7 protein-coding genes are annotated in these 8,046 nt (G+C 65.4%); 6 read left to right on the top strand and 1 reads right to left on the bottom strand.

Going from position 1 to position 8,046, the window contains the following annotated elements; translation table 11 throughout:
- Nucleotides 1-281: 281 nt before the first annotated feature.
- From NZM16_RS09070 to NZM16_RS09060, 3 genes are all read left to right on the top strand, one after another.
- Nucleotides 282-2,633 carry an endonuclease MutS2 gene (locus NZM16_RS09070; RefSeq protein WP_295453145.1) on the top strand — a complete coding sequence of 784 codons (2,352 nt, stop codon included), beginning with the start codon at nucleotides 282-284 and terminating at the stop codon, nucleotides 2,631-2,633.
- 185 nt (nucleotides 2,634-2,818) lie between these two features.
- On the top strand, nucleotides 2,819-3,064 hold the full coding sequence (locus NZM16_RS09065; RefSeq protein WP_295453148.1) for a Trm112 family protein: 246 nt from the start codon (nucleotides 2,819-2,821) through the stop codon (nucleotides 3,062-3,064).
- 37 nt (nucleotides 3,065-3,101) lie between these two features.
- Nucleotides 3,102-3,677 (top strand): HEAT repeat domain-containing protein, encoded by a 576-nt coding sequence (locus tag NZM16_RS09060; RefSeq protein ID WP_295453150.1) that lies wholly within the window; start codon nucleotides 3,102-3,104, stop codon nucleotides 3,675-3,677.
- A 59-nt stretch (nucleotides 3,678-3,736) separates the two neighbouring features.
- On the opposite strand, the gene NZM16_RS09055 is transcribed toward NZM16_RS09060, so the two are convergent.
- Nucleotides 3,737-4,408, bottom strand: coding sequence for an A24 family peptidase (locus NZM16_RS09055; protein WP_295453152.1), 672 nt, complete (start codon nucleotides 4,406-4,408; stop codon nucleotides 3,737-3,739).
- A gap of 506 nt (nucleotides 4,409-4,914) precedes the next feature.
- Between NZM16_RS09055 and rpsG the strand changes: the two genes are divergently transcribed.
- The 3 genes from rpsG to NZM16_RS09040 form a co-directional block, all read left to right on the top strand.
- On the top strand, nucleotides 4,915-5,382 hold the full coding sequence (rpsG, locus tag NZM16_RS09050) for a 30S ribosomal protein S7 (RefSeq protein WP_295453155.1): 468 nt from the start codon (nucleotides 4,915-4,917) through the stop codon (nucleotides 5,380-5,382).
- 241 nt (nucleotides 5,383-5,623) lie between these two features.
- A complete protein-coding gene (gene fusA, locus NZM16_RS09045; RefSeq protein WP_295453157.1) occupies nucleotides 5,624-7,723 on the top strand; it encodes an elongation factor G in 2,100 nt (699 codons plus the stop codon).
- A gap of 156 nt (nucleotides 7,724-7,879) precedes the next feature.
- Nucleotides 7,880-8,046: GTP-binding protein (locus NZM16_RS09040; RefSeq protein WP_295480035.1), on the top strand; the 167-nt coding region annotated here is incomplete at its 3' end.

The raw sequence follows: 8,046 nt of genomic DNA, 5'->3' as shown, positions 1-8,046 counted from the left end.
GTGTTTTCTCTCCTTGTTTTTTTTTTTTTTGGGGGGGGGGGGGGGGGGGGGGGGGGGGGGGTGTTGGTTGGGGGGGGGGGGTGGGGGGGGGGGGGCGGGCCTCGCGCCCCCCCCCAGCCCCAGAATTAGGAGGAGGAACCTGGCCCGCTTCCCTCCCAGAGGCGTTTGGATGGGACTCGACGCCTAAAGTTGCCCATGGCGTCCGGGATACTCTTTCTCTCTCCCCACGGCCCCCAGGGCCCTGGGGAGGGAGATGTTCTTCCCACAACACGAGGCTCCATATGCGCGATCATGACCTGAACACCCTGGAATGGCCAAAGATCCTGGAGCGACTGGCTGCCTTCACGGCCTTCCCCTGGAGCGCGGAGAAGGCCCGGGCGCTGCGTCCCTCCACGGACCTCGCGGAGGTCCAGGCCCGATTGGCGGAAACCGAAGAGGCCCGCCGCCTCCTGGCTCTGGAGCCCGGCCTGGATCTGGGCGGCGTGCGGGATCTGCGCCCGTTGCTGAAGGCCGCTTCCCACGGGGCGACGCTGGCGCCTGCCGATTTGCTGTCGGCGCGGGACACTATCCAAGCCGCTCGGCGGATCCGTCGCCTGTTGCTCCGGCGGGCCGATGGGCTGCCGCATCTGGCCCGACATGCCGGGCGCATGCAGGAGTTCCCTGAGCTGGAAGCGGAGATCGAGCGCTGCCTGGACGAGGCCGGCGAAGTCAAAGACGACGCCAGCCCCACCCTTCGCAACCTCCGGATGGAGATCCGTCGTCTAACCCATGAGCTCCAGGCCCGTCTGCAGGGCTATCTCACCGATCCTCGCTACGCGCCCTATCTCCAGGAACCCCTGATCACCATGCGGGGCGGCCGCTTTGTGCTCCCGGTGAAGGCAGAGCATAAGGGAAAGATCCCCGGCCTGGTCCACGACAGCTCTGCCAGCGGGGCCACCCTGTTCATCGAACCGCTGCCCATCGTGGAGATGGGGAACCGCCTTCGGGCCCTCCAGGCCCAGGAGGAGAAAGAGGTGGCCCGGATCTTAGCGGCGCTGAGCGCGGCGGTCGGCGCGCGGGCGGAGGGGATCTGGCTCACCCTGGAAGCGCTGGCCGATCTGGATCTGGCGCTGGCGAAGGCTCGTTACGCCATCGCCCTCCGCGCCGAACGCCCGGAGATCGTCCCATGGCCCGAGGAGCCCCCCGAGGAACGCACGGCCTCGCCCCTCTGGCTGCGCCAGGCCCGCCATCCGCTCCTGGATCCCCAGCGGGTGGTGCCCATCGATGTCACCCCCGATCCTTTCACATTCATCCTGGTCCTCACCGGGCCCAACACCGGCGGGAAAACGGTCACCCTCAAGACTGTGGGCCTGCTGGCGGTGATGGCCCAGAGCGGCCTGCATATCCCGGCGGCGGAGGGCTCGCGACTGCCTGTGTTCGACGGGATCTACGCCGATATCGGCGATGAACAGAGCATCGAGCAGAACCTATCGACCTTTTCCGCCCATCTCCTGAACATCCTGGGCTTTCTGGAGTCCGCCACGGCGCGCTCCCTGGCCCTCCTGGACGAGCTGGGGGCGGGGACCGATCCGATGGAAGGGGCGGCGCTGGCTCGGGCGATCCTGGAGCATTTCCATGCCCGGAAGACGACCACGCTGGTGGCCACGCATTTCCCGGAGCTGAAGCTCTGGGCCCAGACCACGCCTGGGGCGATCAACGCCAGTATGGAGTTCGACCCGGAGACCCTGGCCCCGACGTATCGGCTGCGCATCGGCCTGCCCGGCCGGTCGAATGCCTTCCTGATTGCCCGACGGCTGGGGATGCCGGAGGCGCTGATCGACCGAGCCCAGGGATACATCTCGCCTCAGGCCCTGCGCCTGGAGGCCTTGCTGGCGGAAGCGGAGCGGCTGCGGGCGGAGGCGGCCCGTGCCCACGAAGAGGCCAAGCGGGCCCGAGCGGTGGCTCAGGCGCTGGAGAGCGAGTGGCGGGAACGTCTCGCCCAGATCGAAGCGGAACGGGAACGGATATTGCGGGAGGCCCGGGAACAGATCGAAGCCCTGTTGCAGGAAGCCCGGGAGGAGATCGAACGGATCCGTCGTCCGCTGCGAGCGATGCATCAGGCCGAGGTGGAGGCCGCCCGGCGTCGCCTGGAGGCGCTCCAGGCCCGCATGCGGGAAACCCTCGCCCGAGCCGCGTCGCCTATGGAGGCCCCGGCGGAGCCCGCCTTCGCGGTGGGCGATCGGGTCTGGGTGCGCCCGCTCCAGATGGAAGGAGAGATCCTGAGCCTGGAAGGGGAAGAGGCCGACGTGCAGGTCGGCCGGTGGCGGCTGCGGATGGCCCTGGTGGATCTCGAACGGCGGGAACGGCCGCAGCCCGCGCCTTCCACCCCGGCCCCCGCGACCGCCCTTCGGCCGCCTCAGGTCCCTCTCGATTTCGATCTGCGGGGGATGCGGGTAGAGGAGGCGCTGCCGGCCCTGGAGAAGTTTCTGGATGAAGCCTTCCTGGCCGGCATGCCCTTCGTCCGGATCATCCACGGGAAGGGCACTGGGGCCCTGCGCCGTGCGGTGAGGGAACGGTTGAAGACCCATCCCCACGTGGAGAGCATGGAGCCCACGCCGGATGACGGGGCGACCATCGTGCGGTTTGCCAGGTAACGGGAATCCGCTGTTCCCCAGGGGCTTGGGGAGCATGGCCGGTCACGGAAGGCGGCTCGCCTCCATCTCCGGTTTGTGGGGAGAGGCGGATCTCCCGAGAGAATGATGTTATCTTTATGAGCTGGCCTGAGGCCATTCGCCCCGGGCCCAGACCCAGAAAACTGCACCCATCAGGAGGTTTCGAGATGATCAGCCCGGAGCTTCTGGAGATCCTGCGTTGCCCCTACTGCGTTTCGGGACCGACCCGGAAGGAGGGGCCGGATCCCGGGCGGCTGGAGCTGGTGAAGGACGCGTGGCTGGTGTGCACCGAGCCGGATTGCGGGCGCAAATATCCGATCCGCGACGGCATCCCGGTGATGCTCATCGAGGAAGGAGATAAGTGGCGCAACACGCCTGTGGATGCGCTCCCGGTCCCTCCCCCCGCCGCGTGATGGCGCTGCGGAAGCTCTCTGAGCCCAGGCAGGCGTCATGAACCTGGAGGAATGGCAGCAGCTATTCCGGGAAGATCCAGAACAGGCGGAGCTCCGCCTCTCCGCCCTGAGGGAAGATCCGGAGCATCTGCACGCGCTGGCCCAGGCGTTGCTTCAGGACTCCGATCCGGGCCTGCGGGCATGGGCTTGCCGGATCCTGGTGGAGACGCGGGAGGCGGAGGGCCTCCCGTTGTTGCTGCGCGCCCTCGAAGATCCGGAGCCGGAGGTCCGCGCCGCGGCAGCCTGGGCACTGGGGATCCAGCCGGTGGTGGAACAGCGGGATTCCGTGATCGCTGCGCTTCAACGTCGTCTGGAAGATCAGCCCTGGGTGGCATGGGTGGCAGCGGAAGCCCTCGCTCGCTATGGGGAGGCGGCCCTGGCAGCCCTGATGGACCGCCTGCACCACCCCCATCCTCAGGTCCGCATCCTGGCCGCCCGAGCGCTGGCCCGCATCGCTTCGCCCCAGAGCATCCCCGCCCTGATGGCCGCCCTGGAGGATCCCAGCCTGCTGGTCCGCCACTTCGCGGAAGCCGGGCTGGATCGGCTTGTGGGGACCCAGTGGGCGTGGTTATGAGGCTTGAGGGATGGAGCGCCGCCATCGGCGGCGCTCCATCGGCAAACGGCTGTCTTTACTCAAAACCCCAGCAGAGCGATCGCCCCACCGAGAGCCAGGAAAGGACCATAAGGGATGGCGGTCTTCAGCGTGACCCGGCGGGTTAGCAAGAGGAGGAGGCTGACCCCACCGGCCATAAGGATCCCGTAAGCCAGCGCCTGAAATCCCTGCGGGAACCCGGTGATCAACCCGATGAAGGCCGCCAGCGTGGCATCCCCACCCCCGATCCCCCCCCGGGTGAGAAGAGCGATCCCGAAAAAGAAGACAAAGGCGCCGAAGCCCATCAGCCATGCTCCGAGCGCCCCTCCATCCAGCCAGGGAGAAACCGGAGCCAGCACAACGGCCAGGGCGATCGCGGGAAGCATCACCGCATCGTAGATGCGCCGGTGTTCCAGATCCGTCACGGTGACCAGAGCCAGAACGGTCAAATACAGGCCGACCAGCACCGCATGAGAAGAAAATCCATAACGAACGGCCGCCAGCGCCCACAGGATCGGCACCCCCAGCTCCACCATGAGGTCCCGCCGGCGACAGCAAATCCCTCCTCGAAGCACCTGGATCCAGGCGGATGGAGGGAAACCCCGATCTTCCCACAAGGGGATTACCCGGCGACGGGGCAATGCGTTCGCCAGGCCATTCACCAGCATCCCGATGGGCCATCCGATCAGGGCGAAAAGAAGGGGCCAGATCATGAGGCTCCCACTCATGCAGGGATTGGGGGCTGGGGGGCATGCCGCTTCGTGGCCTGCTCCTCCAGCCCCAAACTTTTCCCATTATCCCCCCTCATTAGGCCTGTTGCGTAATTCGCAAGGGGTGGGGAAAGGGGGGACGGATCCTCCCCTCAGTTGTGCAACGAGTTTATGAGTTGATTATGTTAGGCGTTACGTCGTTCCTCACCACCTGGACGTTGGGGGGAGCGGGCGAGATTGCCTTCGGGGGCCTCGCCCGCTCAAAACTGATTTGGGGGGTTTGACAGGTTTGCGCTTTGCCGCTATAATTTTTCATCGCGTCTGCCGGGTAGGACTTCCACTGGACCCTCTTTCCCGCTGCAGGGCTGCGGGTGGCGTTCCGCAGATCTGCAGGCTCAGCAGGGTGGGAAGAACCGCTTTCAAGCCGATCGGAGCTTCCTGCATCCCGGACAGATCTTTTGTCCTCCCTGCAGCAGACGAAGAAATCCCGGCTGGCAGGAAGGAGATCCATGCGACGGGGTCGTGCGCCGAAACGCGAGATCGCTCCGGATATTCGCTATAACAGCGTTCTGGTCGCCAAGCTGATCAACAAGGTGATGATGAACGGCAAAAAGAGCCTGGCGATGCGGATCGTCTACGGCGCTTTTGATTTGATCGAGCGCCGCACGGGGCGGCCGGCGATGGAGATCTTCGAGAAAGCCTTGGCGAACACCAAGCCGCTTCTGGAGGTTCGGCCGCGCCGGGTGGGAGGGGCAACTTATCAGATCCCTCTGGAGGTGCCGCTGGATCGCCAGGTGAGCTTGGCGCTGCGCTGGATTGTCAACGCCGCTCGGGAACGCCCCGGGAAGTCGATGATGGAAAAGCTGGCCGCGGAGTTGATCGACGCGGCCAACGGGACCGGGGCGGCGGTGAAGAAGCGCGAGGATACGCACCGTATGGCAGAGGCCAACCGGGCCTTCGCGCATTATCGGTGGTGAGCCGCCGAGAGAGGTTTCGGAAATGGCGCTCGCCCGTTGCCGTTTGGGGGAGCGCCCTTCGCGGCAGGCGCGACGGCGAAGAGCCGTAACCCGGCCGCTGAACAACCGGCTGGTTTCCCGCCGATGTTTGTGGCTTGCACGGATCAGGGGTTCCGCTGACTGGGCTCTGGGATGGGCAAAGGCTTCCGCCTTTTTCCCAGCGGCCTCGAGTGTGATGCTCTGATTACAGGAGCGAAAGGCGATGCCACGAGAAGTTCCTATCGATAGGATCCGGAATATTGGAATTATTGCTCACATCGACGCGGGCAAAACCACCACTACCGAGCGCATTCTGTTCTATACCGGCAAAACCTACAAGCTGGGCTCCGTCGATGAGGGGACCACCGTTACGGACTATATGGAGCTGGAGCGCGAGCGGGGGATCACCATCACCGCCGCGACCGTGGCCTGTTACTGGCGGGAACACCAGATCAACATCATCGACACCCCCGGGCACATCGACTTCACCGCTGAGGTCCAACGGAGCCTGCGTGTGCTGGACGGGGGTGTCGTTGTTTTTGACGCCGTGCACGGAGTGGAGCCCCAGTCCGAGACCGTGTGGCGCCAGGCGGATCGCTACGGCGTCCCCCGGATTTGTTTTGTGAACAAGATGGATCGGGTGGGGGCGGATTTCTGGAACACGATCCAGATGATCCGGGATCGCCTGGGAGCTCATCCGCTCCCGATTCAGATCCCGATCGGGTCGGAGGCGGATTTCCGGGGGGTGGTGGATCTGCTGGAGATGCGGGCGATCTACTGGGTGGATGAGCTGGGGACACAGATGGCTTACGAGCCCATCCCCCCCGAGCTGGAGGAGGAGGCCCAGCGGGCCCGGGAGACGCTGGTGGAGCGGATCGCGGAGACCGATGATGAGCTGACGATGAAATACCTGGAGGGCGAGTCGATCGCCACCGAGGAGCTCCGGGCCGCCCTCCGTCGCGCGACCATCGCCGGAAAGCTGGTCCCGGTGCTGTGCGGCTCCGCCCTCCGCAACAAGGGGATCCAGCCCCTGCTGGACGCCATCGTGGATTACCTGCCCTCCCCGGTGGACATCCCACCCGTGCGGGGGACCAATCCGCTCACCGGCCAGGAGGAGATCCGGCCGGCTTCGGACGAGGCCCCGCTGGCGGCACTGGTGTTCAAGGTGGTGACGGATCCTTACGTCGGACGTCTGGTCTATTTCCGGGTTTATTCCGGCCGGATCACGGCTGGCCAGCAGATCACCAACTCGACCCGTGGAAACAAGCGCGAGCGCGTGGGCCGGGTCCTGCGGATGCACGCGGACCGTCGGGAGGAAATTAAAGAAGTCTTCGCGGGAGATATCGCGGCCACCCTGGGCCTGAAGGACACGTTCACTGGGGACACCCTGTGCGATCCGGACGCCCCGATCATTCTGGAAAGCATCACCTTCCCCGAGCCGGTGGTCTCGGTGGCGATCGAGCCCAAGACGATGGCGGACCAGGATCGCCTGAGCGAGGCCCTGCGCAAGTTGGCGGAAGAAGACCCTACTTTCCGGGTTCGATCGGATCCGGAGACCGGCCAGACCATTATCTCCGGGATGGGGGAGCTGCACCTGGAAGTTCTGATCGAGCGGATGAAACGGGAGTTCCGGGTGCAGGCGAACGTGGGGCGTCCACGGGTGGCTTACCGGGAGACCTTCACCCGGCCCGTCAAAGGGGTGGAAGGGCGCTTTGTCCGGCAGACCGGCGGCCGGGGGCAGTATGGGCACGTGGTTATCGACTTCGAGCCCCTGGAACGGGGCCAGGGATTTGAGTTCGTCGATGCGACGGTCGGTGGGATCATCCCGAAGGAGTTCATCCCGGCCATCGAGAAGGGCCTGATCGAGGCGATGGAGGCGGGGGTGCTGGCCGGTTATCCGTTGACGGATATCCGGGCCACCCTGGTCGGTGGTTCCTATCATGAGGTGGACTCCTCCGAGATGGCCTTCAAGGTGGCGGCCTCGCTGGCGCTGCGGAACGCGGCGGAGAAGGCCGCCCCTGTCCTGCTGGAGCCGATCATGCGGGTGGAGGTCATCGTTCCGGAGATCTATACCGGCGATGTGGTGGGCGATCTCTCCTCCCGCCGGGCCCAGATCCAGGGGATCGAGAACCGGGGGAAAGGGGTCCAGGCGATTCGCGCACTGGTTCCCCTGGCGGAGATGTTCGGCTACGCTACCGTTCTGCGTTCCATCACCCAAGGCCGAGGGACCTTCTCGATGGAATTTGATCATTACGCGGAGGTGCCGTCGTTCATCGCTGAATCGATCATCCGGGCCGGCGAGAAGCGGCCGGTCGGGCGGTGAGCCTTTCCTAAAGGGGCTGACAAGGTCCCCGGGTGAAGAAAGCGACCCGGCCTGCCAGACGTCGGGCGCCGCCCGGTGGAGCCTCAGGCAGGCCGGAGCCTCTCCTGCATCGGATCATCCACATTCCCATACTCTCTATCTAGCGGAGGTGCGACGATGTCGAAGGCGGTGTTTGTGCGGGAGAAGCCGCATGTGAATGTGGGGACGATTGGGCATATTGATCATGGGAAGACGACGCTGACGTCGGCGATCACGAAGGTGTTGTCGTTGAAGGGGCTGGCGGAGTATGTGCCGTTTGAGCGGATTGACAAGGCGCCGGAGGA

This window comes from Thermoflexus sp. (assembly GCF_025055495.1).
Lineage (GTDB): Bacteria > Chloroflexota > Anaerolineae > Thermoflexales > Thermoflexaceae > Thermoflexus.
This window is presented reverse-complemented; position numbering and strand designations above follow the sequence as displayed.

Excerpts from the sequence above, each read along its gene's own strand:
- NZM16_RS09070 (WP_295453145.1), top strand. The coding sequence starts at position 282 with ATGCGCGATCATGACCTGAACACCCTGGAATGGCCAAAGATCCTGGAG.
- NZM16_RS09065 (WP_295453148.1), top strand. The coding sequence starts at position 2,819 with ATGATCAGCCCGGAGCTTCTGGAGATCCTGCGTTGCCCCTACTGCGTT.
- NZM16_RS09060 (WP_295453150.1), top strand. The coding sequence starts at position 3,102 with ATGAACCTGGAGGAATGGCAGCAGCTATTCCGGGAAGATCCAGAACAG.
- NZM16_RS09055 (WP_295453152.1), bottom strand. The coding sequence starts at position 4,408 with ATGATCTGGCCCCTTCTTTTCGCCCTGATCGGATGGCCCATCGGGATG.
- rpsG (WP_295453155.1), top strand. The coding sequence starts at position 4,915 with ATGCGACGGGGTCGTGCGCCGAAACGCGAGATCGCTCCGGATATTCGC.
- fusA (WP_295453157.1), top strand. The coding sequence starts at position 5,624 with ATGCCACGAGAAGTTCCTATCGATAGGATCCGGAATATTGGAATTATT.